23 protein-coding genes are annotated in these 25,283 nt (G+C 42.7%); 16 read left to right on the top strand and 7 right to left on the bottom strand.

Annotation, left to right across the window (positions count from 1 at the left end; genetic code table 11):
* A partial coding sequence (locus F6K49_RS23730; RefSeq protein ID WP_293100622.1) for a DUF4351 domain-containing protein occupies positions 1-500 on the top strand: 500 nt, incomplete at its 5' end.
* A 64-nt stretch (positions 501-564) separates the two neighbouring features.
* Here F6K49_RS23730 and F6K49_RS23725 read toward each other — a convergent pair.
* Positions 565-1,041: a CYTH domain-containing protein gene (locus F6K49_RS23725; protein WP_070392218.1), complete on the bottom strand. Its 477-nt coding sequence runs from the start codon at positions 1,039-1,041 to the stop codon at positions 565-567.
* A 325-nt stretch (positions 1,042-1,366) separates the two neighbouring features.
* Between F6K49_RS23725 and F6K49_RS23720 the strand changes: the two genes are divergently transcribed.
* Complete coding sequence (locus F6K49_RS23720) at positions 1,367-1,516, top strand: hypothetical protein (RefSeq protein ID WP_293100619.1); 150 nt, start codon at positions 1,367-1,369, stop codon at positions 1,514-1,516.
* A gap of 175 nt (positions 1,517-1,691) precedes the next feature.
* Here the strand turns inward: F6K49_RS23720 and F6K49_RS23715 are convergent, their stop codons facing one another.
* The gene (locus F6K49_RS23715) at positions 1,692-5,621 is read right to left on the bottom strand and encodes a cobaltochelatase subunit CobN (RefSeq protein ID WP_293100616.1); all 3,930 of its coding nucleotides are present in this window, start codon (positions 5,619-5,621) and stop codon (positions 1,692-1,694) included.
* Between the two features lie 458 nt (positions 5,622-6,079).
* Between F6K49_RS23715 and F6K49_RS23710 the strand changes: the two genes are divergently transcribed.
* The 8 genes from F6K49_RS23710 (at position 6,080) to F6K49_RS23675 (ending at position 14,596) form a co-directional block, all read left to right on the top strand.
* The gene (locus F6K49_RS23710; protein ID WP_293017486.1) at positions 6,080-6,757 is read left to right on the top strand and encodes a response regulator transcription factor; all 678 of its coding nucleotides are present in this window, start codon (positions 6,080-6,082) and stop codon (positions 6,755-6,757) included.
* A gap of 308 nt (positions 6,758-7,065) precedes the next feature.
* Positions 7,066-8,337: a HAMP domain-containing sensor histidine kinase gene (locus tag F6K49_RS23705; RefSeq protein ID WP_293017485.1), complete on the top strand. Its 1,272-nt coding sequence runs from the start codon at positions 7,066-7,068 to the stop codon at positions 8,335-8,337.
* 285 nt (positions 8,338-8,622) lie between these two features.
* The gene (locus tag F6K49_RS23700) at positions 8,623-9,297 is read left to right on the top strand and encodes a fasciclin domain-containing protein (protein ID WP_293017484.1); all 675 of its coding nucleotides are present in this window, start codon (positions 8,623-8,625) and stop codon (positions 9,295-9,297) included.
* A 211-nt stretch (positions 9,298-9,508) separates the two neighbouring features.
* On the top strand, positions 9,509-9,967 hold the full coding sequence (locus tag F6K49_RS23695; RefSeq protein ID WP_293017482.1) for a BON domain-containing protein: 459 nt from the start codon (positions 9,509-9,511) through the stop codon (positions 9,965-9,967).
* Positions 9,968-10,496: 529 nt separating this feature from the next.
* Positions 10,497-11,276, top strand: coding sequence for a class II aldolase/adducin family protein (locus tag F6K49_RS23690; protein ID WP_293017480.1), 780 nt, complete (start codon positions 10,497-10,499; stop codon positions 11,274-11,276).
* Positions 11,277-11,611: 335 nt separating this feature from the next.
* On the top strand, positions 11,612-13,096 hold the full coding sequence (locus F6K49_RS23685; RefSeq protein ID WP_293080811.1) for an aldehyde dehydrogenase family protein: 1,485 nt from the start codon (positions 11,612-11,614) through the stop codon (positions 13,094-13,096).
* Between the two features lie 202 nt (positions 13,097-13,298).
* Positions 13,299-13,454 (top strand): hypothetical protein, encoded by a 156-nt coding sequence (locus F6K49_RS23680; protein WP_293017478.1) that lies wholly within the window; start codon positions 13,299-13,301, stop codon positions 13,452-13,454.
* Between the two features lie 221 nt (positions 13,455-13,675).
* Positions 13,676-14,596, top strand: coding sequence for an N-acetylmuramoyl-L-alanine amidase (locus F6K49_RS23675; RefSeq protein ID WP_293100613.1), 921 nt, complete (start codon positions 13,676-13,678; stop codon positions 14,594-14,596).
* A 116-nt stretch (positions 14,597-14,712) separates the two neighbouring features.
* Here the strand turns inward: F6K49_RS23675 and F6K49_RS23670 are convergent, their stop codons facing one another.
* On the bottom strand, positions 14,713-15,177 hold the full coding sequence (locus tag F6K49_RS23670; protein WP_293017476.1) for a hypothetical protein: 465 nt from the start codon (positions 15,175-15,177) through the stop codon (positions 14,713-14,715).
* Positions 15,178-16,118: 941 nt separating this feature from the next.
* On the opposite strand from F6K49_RS23670, the gene F6K49_RS23665 reads away from it, so the two are divergent.
* The 4 genes from F6K49_RS23665 (at position 16,119) to F6K49_RS23650 (ending at position 19,918) form a co-directional block, all read left to right on the top strand.
* Complete coding sequence (locus F6K49_RS23665; RefSeq protein ID WP_293017475.1) at positions 16,119-16,763, top strand: hypothetical protein; 645 nt, start codon at positions 16,119-16,121, stop codon at positions 16,761-16,763.
* A gap of 48 nt (positions 16,764-16,811) precedes the next feature.
* The gene (locus tag F6K49_RS23660; protein WP_293017474.1) at positions 16,812-17,429 is read left to right on the top strand and encodes an aminodeoxychorismate/anthranilate synthase component II; all 618 of its coding nucleotides are present in this window, start codon (positions 16,812-16,814) and stop codon (positions 17,427-17,429) included.
* Positions 17,430-17,453: 24 nt separating this feature from the next.
* Positions 17,454-18,239, top strand: a complete 786-nt coding sequence (locus F6K49_RS23655) for an MBL fold metallo-hydrolase (protein WP_293072554.1) — start codon at positions 17,454-17,456, stop codon at positions 18,237-18,239.
* Positions 18,240-18,604: 365 nt separating this feature from the next.
* Positions 18,605-19,918 carry an aminopeptidase P N-terminal domain-containing protein gene (locus tag F6K49_RS23650; RefSeq protein WP_293017472.1) on the top strand — a complete coding sequence of 438 codons (1,314 nt, stop codon included), beginning with the start codon at positions 18,605-18,607 and terminating at the stop codon, positions 19,916-19,918.
* A 540-nt stretch (positions 19,919-20,458) separates the two neighbouring features.
* On the opposite strand, the gene F6K49_RS23645 is transcribed toward F6K49_RS23650, so the two are convergent.
* Entirely contained in the window at positions 20,459-20,833 is a 375-nt protein-coding gene (locus F6K49_RS23645; protein WP_293080819.1) for a hypothetical protein, read from the bottom strand.
* Between the two features lie 292 nt (positions 20,834-21,125).
* On the opposite strand from F6K49_RS23645, the gene petE reads away from it, so the two are divergent.
* Entirely contained in the window at positions 21,126-21,701 is a 576-nt protein-coding gene (petE, locus tag F6K49_RS23640; RefSeq protein ID WP_293100608.1) for a plastocyanin, read from the top strand.
* A 388-nt stretch (positions 21,702-22,089) separates the two neighbouring features.
* Positions 22,090-22,734 carry a c-type cytochrome gene (locus F6K49_RS23635; RefSeq protein WP_293073376.1) on the top strand — a complete coding sequence of 215 codons (645 nt, stop codon included), beginning with the start codon at positions 22,090-22,092 and terminating at the stop codon, positions 22,732-22,734.
* Between the two features lie 347 nt (positions 22,735-23,081).
* Here F6K49_RS23635 and F6K49_RS23630 read toward each other — a convergent pair whose 3' ends face one another.
* The 3 genes from F6K49_RS23630 to F6K49_RS23620 all read right to left on the bottom strand — a co-directional run bounded on the left by F6K49_RS23630 (position 23,082) and on the right by F6K49_RS23620 (position 25,224).
* Positions 23,082-24,317, bottom strand: a complete 1,236-nt coding sequence (locus F6K49_RS23630; protein ID WP_293100604.1) for a transposase — start codon at positions 24,315-24,317, stop codon at positions 23,082-23,084.
* A 288-nt stretch (positions 24,318-24,605) separates the two neighbouring features.
* Entirely contained in the window at positions 24,606-24,794 is a 189-nt protein-coding gene (locus F6K49_RS23625) for a hypothetical protein (protein WP_293017467.1), read from the bottom strand.
* A gap of 136 nt (positions 24,795-24,930) precedes the next feature.
* Positions 24,931-25,224 (bottom strand): hypothetical protein, encoded by a 294-nt coding sequence (locus tag F6K49_RS23620; RefSeq protein ID WP_293100601.1) that lies wholly within the window; start codon positions 25,222-25,224, stop codon positions 24,931-24,933.
* Positions 25,225-25,283 lie beyond the last annotated feature (59 nt).

Here is a 25,283-nt window from a genome sequence, read left to right as displayed (position 1 = left end):
CCTTTGCCACGGTAATCATGGCTCACCTGAAAGCAGTTGATACTCGCAGTGATGGCCAGCAACGAAAAATTTGGAAAATGGCTCTGACCAGACGATTGTACGAGCAAGGGTATCAGCGACAAGACATTTTAAACTTATATCACTTCATCGACTGGGTAATGCACTTACCCTCAGCACTAGAACAAGCCTTTCGTGAAGAAGTTAACCAGTACGAACAGGAGGTCAACATGAAGTATGTCACGAGTATCGAAAGGTTGGGCATTAAGCAAGGTCGTCAAGAAGGTCGTCAGGAAGGTATTTTAGAAGGTCGTCAGGAAGGAGCTGAGCGACTGCTGCTACGATTGCTTAACAGGCGCTTTGGAGACCTATCCCCTGAAATTCAAGCTCGTGTGAAGGGGTTGAGTGTCGAAAAATTAGAACAGTTAATGGATCTGGCCATCGATGTAGAATCTCTTGAGCAATTAGCAGACCATCTGCCAGCACCCGAAGCGGCTAATTAAAATAACTCCTGATAGAGAAGTACAAATTCTCTTCCCCCATACCCCACACCCCACACCCTATAGCCTAGATTCTGTGTAACCATTGAGTATAGGGATGCTGAACTAAATTGGAGTTGAAGTATCTCGGATCATCAGAGACTTCAACTCCAATCCATTCTGGTAGTTCAATGTCCTGATTTTCATCAGTTAGTTCAACTTCTGCCAAAATTAATCCTTGATTATCCCCAGCAAACTCATCCACTTCCCAAATCAAGCCAGCGTGTTCAATTTTATAACGAGTTTTCTCAATTAAGGGACCCTGGCACAAAGTATCGAGCATTTCTTGAGCATCCGAGCCTGGGATAGGGTACTCATACTCTTTTCTAGAAAAACCCACCTTGGGACTTTTGATAGTAAGATATCCTTGATCTCCCACCAGGCGCACCCGGACAGTAGTGCGGTTAGTTGTACGAATGTAACCTTGGCGATAAACACTACCAGTGCCTAGTTTCCGCCACTCTTCGCCTTTAACTAGAAATTTGCGTTCAATTTCCGTTGCCATGGGTACAAAGTATAGTGTGTATAGTGTTTATAGGTATTATTAGTCAATGGTTAATTTAAAATTAACCATTGTTCATTAACTATTGTTGATTGTCAATTTTAAAATCAGAGCAAATCCGAACTATTCGGCTTATTGCTATAGTAATAAAAAACTTTATAATCTTGCCTATTTAGTTAGCGATCGCTTCATATTAAACTACCAGACTTAATCCGGATTCTTTTATTGTCCCAAGAAATATAAAAATAGAGAGCCAATTTCGTAGAGTTCCTCTATGAGTAAATCTACGGTGCGGCTAATGTAAGTAAAATTATCAGGATAAACATCGATGTCCCAACAATCAACAACCCAAAAGAGTGGAGCAGCAGCATTAATTGATGAAATGAAAAAATTTGCAAAATTGGCTCAAGAGCTAGAAAAGCAAACTAAAGACTCTAGCGAACAAGGCTATTCATGCAAAGGCCATAACATCTGGTGAACGAGTATAGTTAGGATAAAAGAAATATACTCACACTCTTATTGATTGGCTAAACTAATCTAGGGTAAACGAGTGTAGGGTGAACGGGTAAGTTAAAGATTTTCAGGTTTAGGAATTGGGATGACTACGAGCAAGATTTTCACCCGATTACCACACTCGGTCACCCCACACCCTCTTATCCTACAGCCGTCACGCCTTCAATCTCCTCATCGGCGAGATCATATAACTCCCGTAACTTCTGTAAGGTTTCGTGATCCGGTTCCCAGAATCCTCGTCCATTTGCCTCTAACATCCGGCCTACAATATTGCGAAATGCCTCAGGATTTGCCTGTCGCAACCTCTTGGCCATTTCTTCATCCAAGGCATAAGTATCTGCTGCTTGGTCATACACCCAGTTATCTTGAAAATCAGCTGTACCCCCCCAACCAATCAATGCTGTCATCCGTTGGGAAATCTCATAAGCTCCCCCAGACCCCTGATTGGCCATCGCCTCAGCCCACTTGGGATTAAGTAACTTTGTCCGATACTCCAACCGCAACAAATCCTCTAGCTTCCGGGGTGTAGTATCCTTTGAGAAACTTTCCACAAAACTGGCATTAACGGTCTTACCCCCTTGCTTTTCGGCTGCTCGCTTCAAGCCTCCAGTATTAGCATAGTATTCTTGAATATCCGTCAGCCCATATTCGACAGAATCAATTTCCTGGACTATACGACTGGTACTTTTTAGCAGCTGCTCCATGACTTCCGGACGGGCTTGACCTTTATCTTGCCGTCCATAACTAAATACATTGCGGCTTTGCCATGTATTCGCTAATTCATCCCCGGATTCCCAATTACCATCGACTACTTGGTCATTGACCAGAGAACCATAATCCCCGGCTGGATTAGAAAACAACCGAGCAGAAACATTGTCTACCCCTTGCGATCGCAACGCTAACCCATGCTTGCGGATAAAATTCTCTTCCTCTGGTTCATCTGCTTCAGTCGCCCTACGGAACAAATCATCCAGCAGCTCAACAATATTGACAAAACTATCCCGAAAAATCCCTGAGAGATTTGCCAAAACATCAATTCTAGGATGACCTACCTCAGCTAAGGGCATCAAATCATACCGTACAATCCGTCCCGTTCCCTCTTTAACAGGTACTGCACCTACTAACTCCAATAAAATCCCCAAGGATTCCCCACGAGTCTTGATCGCATCCAATCCCCATAGCATTACCGCAACAGTTTCTGGATACTCCTGATGTTCCTCAAGATGCTGGGCAATAATTTTCCTGGCCACCTCCCTGCCCCGTTCATAAGCTGCTGGAGAGGGCATCCGATAAGGATCCAAAGCGTGAATATTCCGTCCTGTTGGCAAAACCCCAGGACCATCCCGCAACAAATCCCCCCCAGGAGCTGGAGGAATATACTCCCCATTCAACCCCCGCAACAAATTGGTCAACTCCTCCCCAGTCTGCATCAACAACTCACCAATCCGTAACGCCTCTTCAACCTTCTCATCCTCGACCTGTTCACGTCCGTCTGGTGTTTGCGGTTCAAATTCTCCATCCACAATGGCTTTAACCATTGCTTCCGGGACATCCTCCCCAAAATACGCCCGAAGGTAAGACCCTAACTGTTCCGAATCAGGCACTTGACCTAGAGTGTGCAGCCCAGAGGAAAACAAGCGTTGTTCGACCACTAGCAGGTAGTTGTACAACTTGACAAGATAGCGATTAAATGAATCAGCACTAAACATCTGGGCATTCTCTGGACTGAAAGTCATGCCCAACCTCTTAGCATCCTCAAAGGGACAATCGGTATCCAAGCCACTATCGATAATTTTTTTACAAATTGCTTCTTTCAAGGCATAATTCTTTTCAGGATCCTCCCGATACTCTGAGATTAAATCTCGTAGCACTACCAACTCCTTATACAAACCAGCCCGACCATAAGGGGGTACATTATGGGAAATCAACACCCCATAACCCCGACGCTTGGCCAACATTGACTCTGAAGGATTATTGGCGGCATAGATATACAGATTCGGGATATTTCCTAGCAAAATATCCGACCAAGAATACCCCGTATTCCCCAGGGGTGAACCAGGTAACCATTCCACGGTGCCATGCATGCCAAAATGCACCACCGCATGGGCATCAAAATCATTCTGTAACCACTTATAAAAGGCAGTGTACTGGGGATGTGGGGTCATGTCTCGTTCAAACATCAGCCGCATCGGGTCTCCAGAAATACCCAGGGGTGGTTGTACCCCAATCCAGACATTTCCTAACTCAATCCCACCAATCTCGAACTCATCCCCATTGGTTTTGATTCCTGTACCAGTCAAGGATTGCCATTGTTTTTCAATACGGGTAGTTAACAAGTAGCCTAACCATTCTTGTAGGGTTTTAACGTTAACTGTGGTTGAAGGTTGGTGGTTGCTAGTTAAAGGTTGAAGGTTACTAGTTGAAGGTTGAAGGTTACTAGTTGAAGGTTGGTAGTTGAAGGTTGAAGGTTGAATGTTGGTTGCTGGTTGTTCGCGTAGCGTGGCCTTTTGGCCAAGGTTAGAACATTCTCCATTCAAGCTGTCACCATTCAAGCCTTCGTCTGCTGCTTTCACCCAGCGGATTAGTTCTTCTCCATCTTCTGGTAATTCTCCAACAGTGTAACCTTGTTCTTTTAGAGCGTGGAGGAATTTAAGAAGCGATCGCGGTACATTCAATAAGGCTGCTGTTCCTGTTGCTCCATACCCAGGAGGGAAACCATAGAGAATAATCGCAATTCGTCTTTGGTCTGGTGGGGTTTGTCTGAGTTGAATCCAACGCTTCACCCGTCCAGTCAGTCGCTTAACTCGTTCGGGAATCAGATAGATATTTTCTCCGACTAAACCACCTAGGGGTACAGTATCAATTGCTCCATCCAATTCCGGCAATGCATATAATACGACACTTTGCAACCCCCCAATGCCTTGTCTTGTCCAAGAGTAAATATCTTGAATCAGTAGGGGTGCAGCAATAGTATAAGGGACATTCTTAGCAGTGAGAATACGTTTCGCTACAGCCACCTGTCTTCCGGCCTCCATAGAACCAGCTGGACCCCCTACCAACGGGAAACCGATGGTAGACACAATGGCATCCACTTCGACAGCGTCTTTAGACAAGGAAGGAGTTTCTACGTTATCCAGTTGTCGCTGTTGGGTTTCATAAGCAGATGTCATCCAATCCCGCACAGCTACATGACCTTCTACACCATTGATAAAGATGGGTAAAGGAGTTAATCCAGCTTCCTCAAAGTAGCGAATTAACTGGGGAATATAAGGTTGTTTTGTAACTACATGTTTGCGATAAAGCAGAATACCAACAACAGGGTTTTCTCTAAGGTTGTGTTGAGAAGCTAGCGGGCTGGTAGGGCTTTTCCCAATAACGTTTAATTGTTTAACTTTTAAGCTTTTGTACCATTCTAGGTATTGTCGTGGGGATTCAAAATATCCGTCGTAGTCCGGATGGAGTAGCCCCATGTTTGGAGTTTCCACTGGCGGCGGAATGTCTCCCACTTTCAGGTCTAAGTATTTCTCTGCCAGGGTCCAGAACATAGATGCTACATTGTCTGAGCCACCAGCATTCCAGTAACCGTAGATAATTAGCCAATTGCGCAAGTCTTGGACTTTTCTAGCAGGAATATATTTCAGCAGCTTCGGACCAATTTTCAAAAAGCTGATATAACCTGCTAAGCGGTCTTCTTCTCGTCCGTTGCTGAATTTGTCCAGGATGAATTTTACTGGCTTGGGCATCCCCTTGGGTTTATCCCCAATTTTGAACTGACCAATTTGAGTCAGGCTCATCAGTTCTAGAGCTGACTCGAATACCAAGCGGATGGGGATGTGTTGGATGCGATCGCGTAACCATAACACTTGGTCATAATCGAATAGTAGACTCCCGAAGAAGACTTGGGCATCTTGGAGGGCAGCGTCTACAGTATCAGGGTTGGCAGTGATTTCGCGATCGCTAAATACTCTAATATCCAGTTCCGGACAGCGGGAGGTTGCTAAGTCAGCAGCTTTGCGGTACAAGTCAGCGTTGAAGGATTCAAATCCTGCTATCAGTACAATGCGTTTCATGGAACCCGCTCGAAATAATTCTTTACACTTTGATCATATTTGATCATAATCGTACTGATCGGCTAACCCTCCCAGTGGCCTTGGGTAAGTCATGCCATGATTGAGAATAATTGCTAATTAGACTTCGGCGCAGTTGTCGGCAACTTCGGACAAGAGAACTTTGGACAAGGGAAAAATAATTGACGAAAACAGTATCAAAAAGCGCTACTTTGCTGAGCCGAAGTTCCCTATTTTTATTAGTTTGATTTCTAGATATCAACTAATAATGCTGTAGTTGACGATTCCCCATAAGCCATTCCCAAAAATACCGGCACTATTTGGTAACTGATTAACCTGACTTACTATCAATCATTTTACCAGTATCATGGAAAACTCCCAAATTTTTCTACAGTTGTCAAAAAATTGGTCATAATCAAAGATAAAAGTCAGGTAATCATTTAGAGTTAGAGGTACTGAAGATGAGGATTTTACTAGTAGAAGATGATGAGCGGATTACCGACGCCCTTGCTGAAGACCTCACCGACCAGCATTATGTCGTGGATGTTGCCAATGATGGTCAAGAGGGTAGGGAACTAGTAGAGAGCTTCAGCTATGATTTAATTTTGTTAGATGTGATGCTGCCAAAGATTGATGGTATTAGCCTTTGCCGCAAGTTGCGCTCCCAAGGCGACCTTACTCCCATTCTAATGCTGACGGCTCGGGATACCATCAGTGATAAAATTGTAGGACTGGATGCTGGTGCAGATGATTATCTAGTCAAACCCTTTGATTTAGGAGAGTTGTCCGCTAGGATTAGGGCCTTACTGCGCCGGGGAAATACTACCTTACCACCTGTACTGGAATGGGATTCCCTCCGCCTTGATCCCAGTACCTGTGAAGTCTTCTATAAAGACCGTCTCTTGTCCCTAAGTCCGAAAGAGTATGCTCTGCTAGAATTTTTCCTGCGCCATCCTCGCCGTGTGTTTAGCCGTGCTCAAATCCTGGAAAACCTATGGTCCTTTGAACGACTACCAGAAGAAGCAACCGTTAAAGCTCATATCCGAGGTTTACGACAGAAACTCGACGCAGCAGGAGCTCCCTCTGATTTGATTGAGACAGTCTATGGTTTGGGTTATCGTCTCAAAGAAAATCCCTAATTCAATATTCAGTTGTTACTGTTGAAAGTTGGCAGGTTGAAAGTTGGCAGGTTGAACGGGATGGACGAAGTCCCGCTTTGCTGCGAAGCGCGTGGCCTTTTGGCCAAGGTTGTTCGCTTTTGGCGTTCCCGTAGGGTAGGTTGCAGGTTTAAGGTTGGTAGGTTGAAAGTTGGCAGGTTGTTCGCCTTTGGCCTTCCCGTAGGGTAAGTTGACGGCATTCGTGAAGCAACGAATGATATCAAGTATAGTTGGGTCAGTTAACGATTACCAATTACTAAAATTACTAATTACTAATTACTAATTACCAGATGTTTAAAGGTTTGCGCTGGCGTCTTTTGTTGTATTACCTGATGGTAATGGCCGCAATTTTGAGTGTATTTGGTGCGGGTGTGTATGTTTTTTTAACACAGAGTCTATACCAGCAACTTGACAAAAAACTACAGACTTTAGCCCAATCTGCTGCCCCCTCATTTACTGAAGTAGAAGTTAAAGGGAGTCAATACATTGAACAAGTTGATGAAGTCCCCTGGCGAGATATCTTTAACCGAGACAAACAAAGCTTAGAATGGTTTGATGATCAGGGGAAACTATTGGCAAGGCGAGGTGCGATTGTATTGACTTTCCCGCCAAAACTGGGTTCGTTGACTCTAGAACTCCCTGAGACATCAGAGCCGATTAGGACGTTTACAATTTCTGTTTTTAAGGACACCTCGAAACCAAGCCAACCATCCCTAGAGGGCTATATTCGAGCCAGTCAATCCACAGAGGATGTAGAAATTGTCCAAAGCCAACTATTTTGGGGATTAGGAATGGGAGGAATGATCGCTCTAGGGTTTGTTGGTATTGGTGGACTTTGGCTGACCCAGAAAGCTCTTGAGCCGATTGAGAAAAGTTTTAAAAAGCTTAAACAGTTTACTGCTGATGCGTCCCATGAATTGCGCAGTCCTTTGACAGCAATTAAAGCCTCTGTGGATGTGATGCGAAATCATCCTGAGCGCATTCATCCCAAGGATGCTAAGAAGTTAGTGGCTATTGCTAGCGCTACAGACCAGATGAGCCACTTAGCAGAAGACTTACTATTTTTAGCTCGCACTGATGCAGCCTTGTCAATTCCGACCCGAAAGTCAGTCCCCATTTCCCTCAATACAGTTTTGCATAATTTGGTGGAATTGTTAGAATCATTTGCTCAAGATAAGCAGATTACCTTAGAATATCACGGCCTGACAACAGTCTCTGTAATTGGGGATGAAGGGCAACTCACCCGTTTATTTTCCAACTTGTTAGAGAATGCCCTGCAATACACACCCCCTCAAGGAAAAGTGGTTCTTACTGTTGCCAAACAGAATCGCTATGCCCTGGTCATGATTGAGGACACTGGCATTGGTATTGCCCCTGAACATCAGCCGTTTGTGTTTGATCGCTTCTGGCGTGCGGATAAAGCTCGTTCTCACCGAGAGAGGGGTACGGGGTTGGGACTTGCGATCGCTCAAGCAATCACTCACAGTCATGGGGGAAAAATCACCCTTACGTCTCAGGTTGGGGTTGGTAGCTGCTTTCAGATACGTTTACCGCTGGTTTAGGAATATAGGCTCTAGGTTGGGATTTTCTTTTGAAAGAATTATAAAGAATTATATAGAGATCCGTGTAGGAATTAATTGTGATAATTTTTGAGGCCATATTCCCTACTCCCTACTCCCTACTCCCTACTCCCTACTCCCTACTCCCTACTCCCTACTCCCTAATTTCTACTCCCTAATTTCTAAATTTATTACCGACTTTTTTACTTTTGGGTAATAATATCAAAATATGAAGCCGTTTAGTTGGAAAGCGTCAACCATACCTAGCATTCAGGAGAGATGATCTAAATGAAAACTCCCATTAAATTGCTAACAGGTATTCTGGGATTAAGTGCTCTGATCAGTTTCCCGGCAATAGCGCAAGAAAAAACAGAAAACTCAGTTAAAGATCCTGTCAATGGTGCAACTGAGTCTATGGTAGAAAGTGCCCCCGATTCCTTGAGCAAACCCGTTCAAGAGGGTGAAAAGGTAGAAATGCCAGCTACCGCTGACACTGAATCTACAACCAGTAACCTTGTAGAGCAAGCTGCGAGCAATGATCAATTCCAAACCCTTGTCAAAGCAATTGAGGCAGCGGGCTTAACGGAAACCTTGGCAGGTGAAGGACCCTACACTGTTTTTGCTCCCACCGATGACGCTTTTGCTGCACTGCCAGCAAATACCTTAGACAGTCTACTACAACCAGAAAACAAAGAGGTACTGGTAAAGCTGCTAAAGTATCATGTTGTAAGTGGTGCAGTTCCTAGCAGTGAAATCCAGTCGGGAGACATTATCACTATGGCTGGAAAAGCGGTGACAGTACACGTGGGTGAAGACGGTAATGTTAATGTCAACAATGCCCAGGTAACTCAAGCAGATATTGAAGCCACTAACGGCATTATGCATGTTGTTAACCATGTAATTTTGCCCTCAAGATCTCATGCTCAATCGGAACCAAAACCAACAGGAGTCAGGCCAAATTAAGATTTAGAAAATTAAGCTCAATAAGTTTGGTGTTTTTGGGAATTATATCCCGTCCGTTTGACTACTTATTATTCAGGTTTTTTCGGAAATTTAATAGTGTCAATGTTCACTGAATACTTAACACTTAACACGTCGCGGTTTACCTGAATACGAAGTGATTAACCGGACTCGATTGGAGTAAATACAAGGAGAGAACAAGGAGAAATTAAAGATGAATAAGTTGATGCCAATTTTACTAGGTGGAGTGATTCTGTTTGGTGCTGCTGCTTGCGATGAAGCTAAAACAAGTGATGAACCCTCCTACTCTATAGATCAAAACGATGAAGAACTAGTCTCCTTACGGTCTGAAGGAAACCAAGGGGATGCCATGGTTCAAGAAACCCGAAAGGAAATCGAGGTAAATTTTGGAACTACTCAAGAGCCAAATCAAGCCTTGGGTAATTTAGAAAACCTTGATGAAGATGACCAACTAGCCAGTTTAGTACTTAATAATTTAGAAACCAAGCTCCCCAATACCCAGTTGGAAGTTGAAGCGGCAGAGGGAATGGTAACTATCTCAGGAAAAGTATCGTCTGATGATCAATTGAGTCAGATTGCACCTTTGGCAATCCAGGTTGAAGGTGTTCAGAGCGTGGATGTTCAAGCTACTGTCAAAGAGCCAAACAGCTGATCGCTTATCTGGTCAAGTACCAATCCTTTGTTGCCAATGTTACCTAATTGATGTAATTATCTAATCCATAGAGAGGAGTTAGTCGCCTATTGCTTTTGCCATAGTGGTAGGCGACTTTTGTTGTTGAGTGTCTCTCGGCTTTAATTCATGGTGTAGCAATCCGATTTGAGTTGCGGTTCACCGGAAGAGCCGGAAAATGGGGAAGATGGTTAAAAGGAGAAAGAGGGGCAGGAGGGGGAAGATGGTTAGGTGCGCTCTTACTTGGCGAATTAAATTCGCCAAGTAAGAGCGCACCTGAAGAATAGTATCCATTATTGTCAATAAATTAATTACCATGGCTATACATAGCAATTGATTCTGATTGCAGCAAGGGTAAGAATACTGATAAACAGATTAAGATAGGGTTGGATTATCGGTGCATCGGTGTCTATAGCAATCTTGTATGATTCCTCAACAGTGACAGTTCGCAACTCAAATTAACGAACTAGGGAAGTATTGTTCACCTAGAAATTAGGATTGCTATATCCTTGTGGTGCTCAAGGGGGATAGGATTGTTGACAAAGTCCCCAAATTCCCGGATCAGGTGCAACTTAGTATGATCATCAAGTCAATCCCTGTTGAAACCATAACCGCCCAGCAGATCATTGATACCTGTCTTCGCATGAACAGTCTTGGTATCAATCAAGGTACCAGTGGTAATGTGAGTGTCAGGGTTAGAGACAGTATCGGTGAGGCAATAGCAATAACCCCCAGTGGACTAGACTACGAAGACCTAACTCCTGATAAAATCTGCAAAATTTACTTCGGCAAAGACAAACAACCTGTTTTTGCTGATAATAATCGTTATTTACCCAGCAGTGAATGGCGATTTCACTATGACATACTGTTGAATCGTTCCGATGTCAATGCTATTGTTCATACTCATAGTATCCATGCTACAGCACTGGCTTGTATGGGTATACCCATACCCAGCTTTCATTATATGGTTGCTAGGATAGGTGGGAGCAGTATAAAGGTAGCTGATTATGCTACCTTTGGCACTCAAGAACTTAGCAACAACGCCCTAAAAGCACTGGGCAATTCATTTGCCTGTTTGTTAAAAAATCATGGTATGATTGCCTGTGGAAAAGATCTAAGGCACGCTCTGAAAGTCGCACAAGAGCTAGAAACCTTGGCTCAAATCTATATCAAAATCATCAGCGTTAACAAAATTTATGGAGAACCTCAATTATTGAGTGAGGAAGAAATGCAGATAGTTATAGAAAAGTTTAAAACCTATGGAGTTCAACCCAATATTGGTAATGGGTGATTGGATAGTAATATTTTATAGCATTTATCAAATAATCAAATAGCTTAGGTACACAAGTTTTGGATTTTAGGGAATAGGGAATAGGGAACAGGGAACAGGTAAAAAATAGGTGTGTACAACCTCATTAATATCATAGCCCCTATAGATATTACCATAGGGATACTTAGGGATACTCTGGCTATAGTGTTAACAAAATTAAGCAAAACTTGAAAGTTAGTTAACAATCGTAAATAAAATATTAATAAAATATATATTTTTAGTTAAATTTTAAGTTGACAATCCACCATTAGAATTGAGAATGTCATAAAAAATAAACTTAACGACAGAAGACGATTATGGTCACCGCCCCTACACCAAAGACAAGACCACAGCCAACGGTCAAAATCGGCCCAACTCAGCTGCTGATTAACAACGAATGGGTAGAGAGCGTCTCTGGGAAACGATTCGAGACGATTAACCCTGCTACAGGAGAGGTGATCTGTGATGTGGCTGAGGCTGATGCCCCAGACGTTGATAAAGCAGTAGTGGCGGCTAGGACAGCCTTTACCAGTGGAGACTGGCCCAAAATGTCGGCCACCCAGCGGGGGGAGTTACTCTACAAGCTAGCTGATTTAATCGAAGCAAACAAGGAAGAAATAGCACGGCTGGAAACCCTAGACAATGGGAAGCCCTATCGTGATTCGTTTAATGCAGATTTGTCTCTAGTCATTGCCTGCTATCGGTACTATGCTGGTTGGGCAGATAAGATTCAAGGCAAAACAATTCCCATCAGCGGACCCTACTTCTGCTACACGCGCCATGAACCTGTGGGAGTGGTTGGTCAGATTATTCCTTGGAACTTTCCACTGTTGATGCAAGCTTGGAAGTTAGGCCCAGCATTGGCAGCTGGTAACACCGTGGTGATGAAAACGGCGGAACAGACTCCTTTATCAGCGTTGCGGATCGGTGAACTGATTATCGAAGCAGGTTTCCCTCCTGGTGTGGTGAATCTTCTTTCAGGCTATGGACCAACCGCTGGGGCTGCGATTTCACATCATATGGATATCGATAAAGTTGCCTTTACCGGCTCGACTGAGGTAGGGCATCTAATTATGGAAGCTGCTGCTAAGAGTAACCTCAAGCGCGTCACTCTAGAACTTGGTGGTAAGAGTCCTAACATTGTCTTTGCTGACGCTGACATGGATAAAACCATTGAGGGCGCTCACTTTGCCCTGTTCTTTAACCAAGGACAGTGCTGTTGTGCTGGTTCGCGGCTGTTTGTGGAAGAGAAGTGCTATGACGAGTTTGTAGACAAGTGTGTGAAACGGGCACAAAATCGTACAGTTGGTGACCCGTTTGATGCCAACACAGAACAGGGTCCCCAAGTGGATCTCGAACAGTTCAATAAGGTGATGGGCTATATTGAGTCTGGTCAGCAGGAAGGAGCTCAGATGTTGTGTGGTGGTGGCCGAGTTGGCGATCGCGGTTACTTCATCGAACCGACAGTGTTTGTTGATGTCCAAGATCAGATGAAGATTGCTCAAGAAGAAATCTTTGGCCCAGTGATGAGCATTATTAAGTTCAAAGATATTGATGAAGTGATTCAGCGGGCAAATAATACTATTTATGGCTTAGCCGCAGCCGTGTGGACGAAGGATATTACTAAAGCTCATGCGATCGCAAACAATGTCCGTGCTGGTACTGTCTGGGTGAATTGCTATGATGTGTTTGATGCCGCTGCTCCCTTCGGTGGTTTCAAGCAGTCTGGGATTGGTCGTGAACTTGGGGAGTATGGCTTGCAGCAATACACCGAGGTCAAGACAGTGACCGTTCAATTGTAGCATTGTAGCAATCACAAAGCCTGGGTTTTAATATCAACAACCCGAAAGGCTAAAGCAAAAGAAGGCTACAGCTAGTTAGTTGGTAATTTGGGACAAGGTAATGGGTAATGGGGAATTGTCAGCCAATTTCCTATTGCCCATTACTTTATGCTGTGCTCAAGGTTCAAGTTAAAGTTCAGATTAAAGTTCAGAACAATTGCTTATGATAGCATCTGCGGATAATTACCCTTTAATAAAAATCTCCCCATCTCCCCATCTCCCCATCTCCCCATCTCCCCATCTCCCCATCTCCCTATCTCCCTATCTCCCTATCTCCCTATCTCCCTATCTCCCCATCAATTTTCTTGATTATGGCTAGTTAACCGGACTTGATATTATACTCGGACAATCATTTAAAGTCCTATGATGTTATTCCTTAAGGTTTCTTGATCCGGATCAATTTAGAAAAAAACAAGTGTTCAGTGTGAGTTTTCGATTTAGCAGCAGTTTATTAAATTTTGTTAAGCACCCTTGGCTTAAATCCACTAACATAGAACAGAATTAGAGAAAAGGGCTAATTATAGAGATTGAGAAGGTTTCATGAAGTACGGAATTGATATTGGTCACAACTTGCGTGCTGATACAGGAGCTCAAGGTATCAGAGTAGAAGATGAAATGACTAGGGACGTGGGAACGAGAGTAATTTCAAAATTGAGAGACTTGGGACATCAGGTAGTTGAATGCAAGCCTAAGAGTGCGAGTACTTTGGGCAGCTCGCTGCGGCAACGGTGCAATATAGCCAATGCTAATCGAGTTGATCAGTTTGTTTCAATTCATTTTAATGCATTTAATGGCCAAGCTAATGGAACAGAAGTATTTGCGATTAGTGATACTGCCAAAAAAATTGCCCAGCCAGTTTTAGAAAAGATAGTGGAGTTAGGTTACTTCAATAGAAAGGTTAAAAATGGCTCTCATTTATATGTCCTCCGATATACCAATATGCCAGCAATTCTCATAGAAAGCTGCTTTTGTGATTCCCAGAAAGATATGGAACTCTACGATCCAGAAGCATTGGCTAATGCAATTGTTAAAGGATTAACAGGAGAAGAGCCACCAACTACTAAATCTTCCTCTGACGATAATGTTATAGAATTACAAAAAGCTCTCAATCGTCTAAAAATTAAAAGTCCTGCTGGTCAGCCATTAGTAGAAGATGGATCTCTTGGTCAGGCGACTATCGCAGCAATAAAAACATTTCAAGCTATTGTAGGAATTAACCAAACTGGAATTGGTGACTCGACGACATGGCAGACTATTAATCAGATTCTTGAGCAACCCATACTTAGACCTAATCATGCTGGAGGGACCACGGTAAAATATCTCCAACGTCGGGTGGGAACTCAGGCAGATGGTATCTTTGGTTCAGGCACCGCAAGTGCTGTGATCAGATTTCAGAAACAACAAGGTTTAACGGCTGATGGTATCGTCGGACCACAAACTTGGAGTAAATTGATTGACTAGCAAGGCTTTGAGCCACGTTGATCATTCGACCAGCAGTTGCCTCATGTCTCACCCGATCAGGGAGCGTGAGATTAATGGGGGACAGGAATTATAAGAGTTGAAGGTAATAACGAATATTACTGATTACTAGTATAGTTTTCCGTTAACAGGATAAGATAGTCTAATGCTCCATATAATCCTGACAATTTATCAATCGTAAAATTATCGATATTTTGAGTAAAAATGTCCCTTTGTAATCGTCCAAATTGCCATAAATTACCATCATTAACTATGCCATAAACAGGACGTTGAACATCTTGAGGTGCGACCCGTGGCGAATTTAATTCGCCAACGGAAAGCGCACCTAAGATTTTTTTGGAAGCTACTAACTCGGCAAGGCATTGCCCCCAACCTTGTTGAAAATCATTTTTATTCGCCTCAACAATAATAACCAGTGGTTTTTCTAAAACCGTTTTTCCTAATTCCGATTTTGTCGAAAATATATAGTCAGGAGTCCCTGACAAAACTTGATCATAGAAAATGCTTTTTTTAATCCAGAAAGCATAGGTTTTATAGTATTTTTTATAGAGTTCTCGCAACAAGGGAGAAATGATAATTTCACTCCGGGAAGCTTCCGAGCTGAATACATCTATCGTTTCTTTATAAAACTCTAGGTCTTTTAAAAAAATTTCTGGTGGGTCAGTGTCTTGAGAAACTATAAATGTTCCTTATTCGTATTTAATTTGATAGTGTTTCTGTACATCAGCAATAGTTTTAAAGTCGCTAAATGCCATAGTTAATCAGTATCCTGATTGGGTCTAATCATATCTTAGACATCAAACTATCTCGTTATGATATTGGAACAGATGTGCGCCGTAGCCTAAGAGACTGTATATAAAGTAAATTATAAAGTATATCTTAAAACAGCGATTAGTCGCTGAGTTTCATAGCACTTACCAAGTATAAAGAGTGATCGCTCTTAACCAGAATAAATAAGTATAAATACTTGATTACTTACAAAAATCAAGATTTGACTACAATTTAACCAATGCGATCGCTAAACAACATTAAGAGGGTGAAGCCAAGCTCGGGTTTGCTGGTTGTTGGGTAGTCGAGTGCGATCGCTTTTAGCGGAAGCTGAGGCCTAAGGCCAATCGCTCTTAACCAGAAGAAATAAGTATAAATACTTGATTACTTACAAAAATCAAGATTTGACTACAATTTAAGCAATGCGATCGCTAAACAACATTAAGAGCCAGAATTCCTTATTCTCGGGATTATGATCTATTTGGAGCTCTTAGCTGATCGGGTAAGCATTCAGCACTCAGCACTCAGCACTCAGCACTCAGCACTCCGCTTAATCCTTACGGCCAGGGAGAAGCTGACGTAACAAAGATTAAACTAATGCTTACCTGTTTTATTCAAAAGTCAAGTAGCGTGGCACAGGCTTCTACCGTGGCACAGGCTTCGACGCTGAGACCTAACCCATAAGCTGATAACTGATACGCGACACGCTGATAGCTGATTGCTAACAAATTAACTTATGAAAAAATCGATATTCAAAGAAAACCGAAAGTATACATTTAGTGACTATTTTGCGATGACCAATCCCACTGAGGAAATTGTTGGTGAGTTTGGTTACTCCTTTGCCATTGAAGTAATTGACCTCCCTAAGTCTACTAACTATGACCTAGATATCATTGAAAACCTCAACCATACCTACTACACCATTATTCCCAAAATAAGCATTACCTCGGAAATTGCCAAACGGGAATTTCTGATTGCCCCACTAATCCTGGAAATTGCCAAGCTGCTCCCAGTTAAAGTCAATGTTGAGTATCCCCTAGACATTAACGATCAGCTAGGGGGAGCGCTAGACTACTTATTAAAAAGTAGTCAAAATCTGATTATTATAGAAGCCAAAAAGAAAGATATTGATGGTGGTTTCAACCAGTTAGCAGCAGAATTAATTGCTTTAGATAAGTATGAAGAGAGCGAATCTATTGAAGTCCTCTATGGCGCTGTTACTCTGGGGGATATTTGGAAATTTGGAACCCTTGATAGGAAACGGAAGCACATTGCCAAAACTATTCAAAGTCAGACTATTCCTAGGGATACAGAAGAGATATTCTCAATTCTGATTGGAATACTAAGCTTAAAACCAGGGCAGAGTTCAATTAAGTTGTAACCTATAATCTATAACCTGCAACCTATGGTCAATCGGGAGTAACCGATCATGATTATTGTCATTGACAACTACGACAGCTTTACTTACAACTTAGTACAGTACCTAGGAGAATTGGGTACCCAATTACCTGTTGCATCAGAGATTCAGGTCTATCGCAATGATAAAATTGATTTACAGAAAATTCGCCAACTCAACCCAGATGGGGTAGTGATTTCTCCAGGACCAGGACGTCCTGAAGATGCTGGCATATCAAGTGCTATATACAGCAATTTGGTGTCAAATATACCAATTCTAGGGGTTTGCTTGGGTCATCAAGCCTTGGGTCAGGTATTTGGCGGGAAAATTGTTTCGGCACCAGTATTGATGCATGGCAAAACCTCAGAGATTCATCACACTGGGGTTGGGGTTTTTCGGGAATTACCCAATCCTTTCACAGCGACTCGATACCATAGCTTAGTTATTGACCGCAGCAGCTGTCCTGATGTCTTGGAAATCACGGCTTGGGTAGATGATGGCACAATTATGGGAGTTAGACATCGGAACTATCCCCACCTCGAAGGCGTCCAATTTCATCCAGAGAGTATTTTGACCTGTTCTGGTAAGCAACTTCTAAAAAACTTCTTAGAATCCCTGCCAGCATCTGCTACTCTCTCTATATCTCCCTGAAAATAAACTTGTTTCCAAGAAACCATGAAACGGCGACAGTTGATGCGCTATGTCAGTGCCGGTGTACTCACAACTCTTTCAACCGGGTTAGCTTCTGGGCTCAGTTCTTACCAAGCACAGCCATCACGCAATGTACTGACAGTACAGTGGCTTGGTCATACCTGCTTTTTATTTACTGGGGGTGGTGTGCGAGTTTTAGTTAACCCATTCCAAACCATTGGGTGTACGGCTAGATATAAATCACCAAAAGTAGAGGCAGATTTAGTCCTAATCAGTAGCCTACTACTAGATGAAGGAGCAGCGGAAGGAATACCGGGGAGTCCCCGGCTCCTCTTTGAACCGGGTATTTTTCAAGTAAATGGGCTAAAATTCGAAGGAATTAGTATTCCTCACGACCGAGTCGGTGGACGTCGGTTTGGTAATAATGTGGCTTGGAAATGGACTCAAAACGGTATCAATATCCTACACCTGGGAGGAGCAGCAGCCCCTCTAGATATTGAGCAGAAAATTCTGATCGGGCGTCCTGATTTAGCGTTGATTCCAGTAGGAGGGGGACCGAAAGCTTACAACCCTCAAGAAGCTAAACAGGCATTTGATTTCCTTAAGGCCAAGATCATGATTCCTACTCATTTCCGAACCAAGGCCGCTGATGCCGAACAGTGTGATATTTTGCCACTGGAGGAGTTTTTAACATTGATGAAGGACACACCCATACGCCGTGCCAAAAACGATACCATTAGGATTAGCTCAAGGGATTTATCCCAGGATGGGTCAGTGATTCAACTAATGAGTTACAACTACAACTTTTAGAATGGGCTTGCCTAGCCCCTTACCCAGACTGCAACCGCTTTTCTGGACTGGTGGAGTCCCACACGCTGAGAACTCCAGTGACGCTCAGTAGTTTATGGAAGCTATCTCAGTCCAACCTAGCATAAGAATCCCCAGCTATAATTTTTAATTTAGCTGGGGTGCGTTCAAATAGCTCTCTATAGGCACCAGTTAGAAGTATCAGTTAGTCAAACAGCAGGATGTGTTAGCCAATTACTTTTCAGACATCCTCTTAACTAGTCAAGTCGGAGTTGGTACAACCTATACGGTAAAATTGCCATTAACCGGTTATATCTAGGTGGGCTTAGGCTAAAAAGAAATATAGCGAACAACTAACCAATAACTAAATGATTCCACAAACCGAATATAAAGAGCGTCGTGAACAGTTGATGAGTAAGATTGGCAACGGGACCGCTATCTTTCGGAGCGCCCCGGTTGCCATTATGCATAATACTGTGGAATACAATTTCCGACAGGATAGCGATTTTTTTTACTTGACAGGTTTCAATGAACCAGAGGCCGTAGTTGTACTAGCGCCCCATCACGAAGAACACCGATTTGTCCTGTTTGTGCAACCGAAAGAACCAAAGAAAGAAGTATGGACAGGCTATCGGACAGGTGTCGAAGCAGCAAAAGAACTATTTGGTGCTGATGAGACCTATCCGATTACTGAGTTGGATGAGAAGTTACCTCAGTATTTAAAAAAGGCCGATCGAATTTATTACCACTTGGGACGGGATAAAGCTTTCAATGATACCATCCTGAAACACTGGCAAAGGTTGATGGCTCTTTATCCCAAGAACGGAACCGGACCGATGGCTCTCGAATCCACTAACTTAATTCTCTATGGGATGCGCCGGGTTAAGAGTACTAGGGAATTGAAGTTGATGCGTCAAGCTGTGGAAATCTCTGTGGATGCCCATAACCATGCTAGAGCATTTACTCAACCTGGACGTTATGAATATGAAGTGCAGGCAGAGCTAGAACATGATTTTCGGCGACGAGGTGCCATCGGACCGGCATATCCGAGCATAGTAGCATCTGGGGCTAATAGCTGCGTTCTACACTATACCGAGAACAATCGACAGATGCAAGATGGGGATTTACTACTGATTGATGCTGGTTGTTCTTATGGGTATTATAACGCTGATATTACTCGGACATTTCCAGTGGGTGGTAAGTTTACCCCAGAGCAGAAAATTCTGTATGAGTTGGTCTTGAAGGCACAGTTGAATGCGATCGCACAAGTTAAACCAGGGAATCCCTTTAATCAATTTCATGACACGGCTGTGAAAATCCTGGTGGAAGGGTTAATCGATTTGGGACTCCTGGCTGGTGATAGTGAGGAAATTATTAAAGAAGAGAAATATAAACATATATATATGCACCGCACTGGTCACTGGCTCGGGTTGGATGTCCATGACAGTGGAGGCTACAAACAGGGGGAAAACTGGCAGATTTTTCAGCCCGGTAATGTAGTAACAGTGGAACCAGGACTTTATATTGGTCCTGATATTGAGCCTGTGGAAGGTCAGCCAGCTATTGATCAGCGCTGGCGCGGGATTGGGATTCGGATTGAGGATGATGTGTTAGTGACTGAGTCAGGGAATGAAGTATTGACTGCTGGTGTACCGAAATCCTTAGAGGAGCTAGAGACTTAAGCTATTGTTCATTTACACCAAGATATCAGCCCGTGGGTGGTGCGTTGTAAAATTAAGAATGTAGAATTAAGAATTAAGAATTAAGAATTAAGAATTAAGAATTAAGAATTAAGAATTAAGAAGGTAGAATTAAGAATTAAGAAGGTAGAATTATAGGTTCTAAAGTTTAAATTATGTATGCTGACAGAAAACCTTCAACTTTAAATTGATAATTACCAATTCTAAATTGTAAATTATAAATTATAAATTATAATTTATAAATTCGTAAGCATTCAGCGGTCAGCGGTCAGCAGTCAGCTTTGTGGCACAGGCTTCTAACCTGTGACTTTCGTGACTATTAAACGAATGCTTACCTGTTTTATTCAAAAGCTGTTATTGTAGCGTGCCCTATCCCATAAGCTGATAGCTGATAGCTGATAACTGAATGCTGATAACTGAATGCTTACCTAAATTCTAAATTCTAAATTCTTAATTCTACATTCAAAACGTCTTTGCAGAATGGGTTAGTGGATCAAACTCAAATCGCTGGTCGTAGTTTGTTTACCCATAAATATTAAAGGTAATTGTTGGTTCATCTCCCATTGCTTCCACACTATGGATCCCATCAGAGGTAAAACTAATAATATCTCCAGGGAATAGGATTTTTTCCCCAACTTGTTCGATGCGATCGCAAAAATCTGGGTCATCAGTACGCCGCCAAAAGGTGTTTTTTTCCTGGCCACTGATCACCGCTACTACTCCCCATGTACCATGGTTGTGAATCGGAGAAACTCCCACAACCAATACTGCTCCTGGTGAGAGTACTACAGAGCAAGGCAATCCTTGTGCTGGTAAAAAAAATCCTTGTGCAAGTAAAAAGAATCCTTGTGCAAGTAAATCCAATCCTTGTGCCGCTAAATAAGCTTCGTTAATCATCTACACCGATGATCACCCGTACCTAAGATACCCTGATCATCGGTGGATTTGCCCCTATTACTGCTGGTGTGATGGCAGCTTAGCATTTCCCTGGGGATACTACCTGGGCATACTACCTGGGCATACTAGCAGATTACTTAATTGCTGCCTCGCGCTATGTCTGTGCCAGCCGCCCTTCCCTTTACCTGTAGGGCTTCTATAGGATCTGATCATAATAAGTTTGACAGCTTGTAATGTATATGACACCTTGTCATATAATTGAACCATTGACAGTCATGGTTCAATTTTTTTTATGAAAAACATAGCATTGAAAAAGCTACTATCACTGCTTGTGGTAACCGTCTGTATCTTGACCTTTACCTATGGTTGCGGCGGCCCAACTACAGCAACTGTTCCTCCAGAAACCACACCTGCCCCAGCTGCTGAAGTTGCCCCAGAGCCAGAATCCCCAGCGGAACCCACTGAGGTGGCTGAAGAAGAACCCGCCCCAGCGGAACCCACTGAGGTGGCTGAAGAAGAACCCACCCCAGCGGAACCCACTGAGGTCCCTGTAGCATCTGAGCCTGCTGCTGCAGCTGATGCAGGAACCTACACTGTGAAAATGGGTACAGACAATGGGCAACTAAAATTTGAACCAAGTACTCTTACCATCAAAGTGGGTGACACCGTCAAGTGGGTGATGAACAACATTGGTCCTCATAATGTTGTTTTTGATGACGCCGAATCTCTGACTCATAAAAAGATGTTGATGGCTAAGGGTTCTTCCTATACATCTACGTTTGATGAGGTCGGTGAATACTCCTACTACTGTGCCCCCCACCGTGGTGCTGGCATGGGAGGCACAATCATTGTTGAAGCTGGATCATAGTAGCGCTAGGACTAGGGCTGTTGATCAAGACTTCGAGGAATGTGAAAACCACACAGCTTGTGCTGTGTGGCTCCAACGGGCGTAACCTATAGACGATCCAGAAACATCCGTCGGAAAATTAGTAGTTAGTAGTTTTTGCTACTAACTATCACAAGATTGACTATTCTAAGACTTAAGCGATCGCAAATCGTGGTAGTTTAGTGAACTTAAATCAAGACTTACCTAGCAACTATAACCCTAGGGTATGACTTAAGGGCGCACGGTGTGCGCCCTTACTGCGCTTTAAGTCAGGAAGAAATCAAGAAGTTTGACAGCTTGTCTTTTGACGGAAAGAAATACATGATCTGACAATCCTGTATGGACTAGCGAACTTGTTTTTTTTAATCTCATGAGACAAATTGCATTGAAAAAGCTACTATCACTCTTAGTGGTAACGGTCTGTGTGTTGACCTTTACCTATGGTTGCGGTAGCGCAACTACAGCTACTGTTCCTCCAGAAACCACACCTGCCCCAACTGCTGCAGTTGAAACAGTGGAATCCCCAGCGGAACCCACCGAAGTAGCAGAGGAAGAAACTACTCCTGCTGAACCAGAAGCAGTAGCAGAGGAAGAAACTACTCCTGCTGAGCCAGAAGTAGTAGCAGAGGAAGAAACTACTCCCGCTGAACCAGAAGAAGTAGCTGTAGCACCTGAGCCTGCTGCTGAGCCAGAAGCAGTAGCAGAGGAAGAAACTACTCCTGCTGAACCTGTCGAAGTAGCTGTAGCCGTAGATGACGCAGCCCTAAAGAAATCAGCACAAGTCTTCTCAGCCAACTGTGCCGCTTGTCATGCAGGTGGAAAGAATTTAATCAATACCCAAAAAACTCTGAAAAAGGATGCCCTTGAGAAGTATGGCATGTATTCTAAGGACAAGATCGTTTACCAGATCACCAATGGTAAACCCCCCATGCCAGCCTTCAAAGGTAAGCTAAAAGAGGAGCAGATTGCAGCGCTTGCTGATTATGTGCTGTATCAAGCTGACAATGGTTGGTAATAGCTTGATTCAATTGGGTTTATAAACGATTTGTGAAAATCAATCGTAAGCATTCAGCTATCAGCTATCAGCTCTCAGCTATCAGCTCTCAGCTATCAGCTCTCAGTGATCAGCTATCAGCTATCAGCTATCAGCTAAAGGCTGACTAATAACGGCTGACGGCTGACGGCTGACGGCTGACGGCTGAATTCTTACTCACAACCTATTTATCATTCCTAGATCAGTATTAGTGGTTAGTAGTTAGTTGTTGGTGTTATTTTCATTACCAACTAGCTACTGACCACTAATTATTTTTTTTGACATCCTCCCCCGTTAAATCAGAGATTATAACGGGGGATTCCCAAACCTCACGATCTGGGTTTACTGCTTCTTAAGCACTTATCTAGGTTGTTACCAACCCCCGACAGCCCGCCTACACAGTCAATTTTTCCCACGATCTGCCCGACCGCAGTGATACCACGTTGACAAATCACTTGAGCAGCTGAAACATCTCTGTTGATCTCGTAATGGCATTCGGGACAAAAGTGGATACGTTCAGATAAATCTTTTTTGCCTGTATGTGTAGCACAATTTGGACAAATTTGACTAGTGTACCTGTGATCAACCTTGCCAAAATATACTCCTCGTTTCCAACAAACCCAGACCAGAATATTGAAGAACTGACCAAAACCTGCGTCAAGGGTATGTTTACCTAACATCCCTTTTGCCCAAGTTCTAAAATCTAAGTCTTCAACAAATATCATTCCAGCTTGGTCACAAAGATGATGTGCTAACTTAAAGTGAAAATCTTTTCGAGTATCTGATATTTTTTGATGAAGTCTTGCAATTTTACAATTAAGTTTATGTCTATTTGCCGACCCTTTTTTCTTTAACTTTAATCTGCGTTGTAGCAATTTCAGCTTACCGTGCAGCTTGGTTAAAAATCTAGGCCGCTCTATTAACTCATTGTCGGAAGTTGCTAAAAACTTGTCTAGCCCAATATCAATCCCCAGTGGATGACCCCACGCTGGTATATCAGGAATACTGACTTCACTTTGTAAAGACAGCATTGCAAAATAACCACTAGCCCGTTTAACTATCCTAACTTGCTTGATTTTAAATCCATCTGGAATTGGTCGTGACAATCTCATCTTAACTAATCCAATCTGAGGTAGCTTGAGCCACTCGTTTTTCATTGGATTAGTTTTAAACTGAGGGAATACAAACGACCGCATCCGGTATTTATTTTTAAATCTAGGAAAACCATATCTCTGCTCTCTCATATTATTAAATGCTCGGTCTAAATTCTTTAAGACTTGTTGTAAAACTTGAGCATTTGTTCTTTTAAGTTCAGGATTGGTCTTTTTGGCTTTAGTTAATTTTGCAGCTTGTAATTTGTAGTTGGGATACGGTTCATCTGCTGGAATTATATATTCCTGCTGTAAAGAACAATAATTAACTGCACATTTCCTACTTTTGTACCAGTCTTTTCGTTCTCTTAAGGCGTAATTCCAAACCTTTCTACAAACCTTCAAGATATCTTCGATTACGGCAATTTGTTGTTGAGAGGGAATTAACTTGTACTCGTAGGTTAGTGTCAGCATACTTAAATTATAACACAATTCTATCCAGGAATGCTACTTGAGTAGAACTAAGCTTTTGGCCGCAATTCACCTCCCGCTAACCCTGCGGGTATAACGGGAGGTGAATTGCTCTATATCGATAGCGCTGTGCTATAACTGAAGATCTTTCTAATAAGATGATTATTGATTTAACATTTTATCGGTCTTTACTAATGATATTGATCGAGATTTTTTTTCCATTAATCATCACCTAAACATCAAATCATCAAGGGGTGATAATGATCATTATCACCCCTTGAGCCCCTAAGATTATTCCTCTTGCTCTATCGGCATACCTATATCAAGAAAAATCAAAAATTTCGCATCGGGCATCAACTGCTTCAGAGCCTGGGAATAGCTTTTGGCATCGGAAAGGTTCTCAAACCGAGCGAAAACTAGTGGTGGCATCGGTGGCAATAGCCGAATCATTACCCATCGGTATAGTTGACTGTAAGACATAATGTAAGTTGTCTCCTTTACATGGGGATCAAGAGCCAGCCCGAGCCCGACAAGATCTGCGGGCTGGCTCTTCCGTGGAATTTATTCTCCACGTTTTCATTATATCACAAAAAATATTATATTATAGCATATTTTTTTAAATTTTGTCACAAATTCCTTTAGGGAGTAGGGAGTAGGGAATAGGGAGCAGGGCTATAATTTTAGATTTTATTAAGTTTTTTTGGTCAGGATTTGTGATATCCTCTCGGTAGTCGTTAGTAAAACAATCATAATCATCGATAGCGAACCCGTTTCTAATGGGAACTCCCCTGCTGCGGTTTTCCTTAGGGATTCTAATCGCAAAGGCAGAGCACACCCATCTTATTAATAAGCAAAAATCCTCTATATCAAAGGCAACAGGGAGTAGGAAGTAGGGAGTTAAAATTATCACAATTGCTACAGCGATTGCTATAAGTATCAATAGTTAGAGGATTAATCTTATATCCAGTA

The organism is Moorena sp. SIO3I6, assembly GCF_010672095.1.
The sequence above is the reverse complement of the archived record's forward strand: the minus strand, read 5'-3'. Positions and strand labels throughout refer to the sequence as shown.